The organism is Mesorhizobium sp. M5C.F.Ca.IN.020.32.2.1 (assembly GCF_004023105.1).
GTDB lineage: Bacteria > Pseudomonadota > Alphaproteobacteria > Rhizobiales > Rhizobiaceae > Mesorhizobium > Mesorhizobium wenxiniae.
On record NZ_RZSX01001336.1, the window covers coordinates 1 to 1,090 of the forward strand.

General features: G+C 59.8%; 2 protein-coding genes. Both read left to right on the top strand.

Annotated elements, in window-relative coordinates:
* Nucleotides 1–228, top strand: a 228-nt coding sequence (locus EOA86_RS35775; protein WP_245497490.1) for a thymidylate synthase, incomplete at its 5' end; no start/stop codon positions are given.
* A 299-nt stretch (nt 229–527) separates the two neighbouring features.
* The coding region (modA, locus tag EOA86_RS35780) for a molybdate ABC transporter substrate-binding protein (protein ID WP_128345750.1) at nt 528–1,090 on the top strand (563 nt) is incomplete at its 3' end.

Genomic DNA, 1,090 nt, shown 5'->3' on the forward strand with positions numbered 1-1,090 from the left:
CAGGTGACGGGGCTGAAGCCCGGCGATTTCGTCCACACGCTGGGCGACGCGCATCTTTACGCGAACCATTTCGAGCAAGCGCGCGAACAGTTGCGGCGCACGCCCAAGGCGCTGCCGACGCTGTGGATAAATCCGGAGGTGAAGGACCTCTTTGCCTTCCGCTTCGAGGATTTCCGTCTGGAAAACTACCTCGCCGATGCGACGATCAAGGCGCCGATCGCGGTGTGAGCCGCAAACATCGGGCTTCTACTTTACCCTGTCTCGAAATTGCTCGGTGGCGGTGCTGGGTCGTCCGCCGCGAGTACCGTATCCGATGCTTTGATCCACGTCAGCCTGCAACGTTGCGCTGTATGCACCGCTATTTATCGTGAGCGGTGCCGGCAACACGCAATGCCATTGGCGGGGCCATTGGCTGGGCCATTGTTCGGGCTAAGTCTGGCAAAAGCCCTTTCCTTGTTATATTCACATGGATATATCGATTGGCAGGCTCGCGACGATCGGATTTTTCAGCCCCAGGAGAGTTCATGCTGGTGCGCAACGGTTTCGGATTGAAGGCGGCTGCCATTGGCGGCCTGACAGCGATGCTGATCGCAGCCATGCCGGTTGCCCATGCGGATGACAGACTGATCGTCTTCGCCGCGGCAAGCATGAAGAACGCCCTGGACGCCGTGAACACCGCCTGCGAGGCCGATGTCGGCGAGGCGGCAACCATTTCTTATGCGGCAAGCTCCGCCTTGGCCAAGCAGATCGAGGGCGGCGCGCCAGCCGATGTCTTCATCTCAGCCGACCTCGACTGGATGAAATATCTGTCCGACAAACAGCTGACCAAGCCGGATACCGAAGTGAAGTTGCTCGGCAACCAGATCGTGCTGGTGGCGCCGAAGGATTCGTCGGTCGAAACCAGGATCGAAAAGGGTTTTGATCTTGCCGGGCTGATCGGCGACGGCAGGCTTGCCATGGGCGATTTCAAAGCGGTGCCGGCCGGCAAATATGGCAAGGCCGCACTTGAATCGCTCGGCGTCTGGTCCTCGATCGAAGGCAAGGTGGCACAGGCCGAGAATGTGCGCGCAGCGCTCAAGCTGGTCTCGAC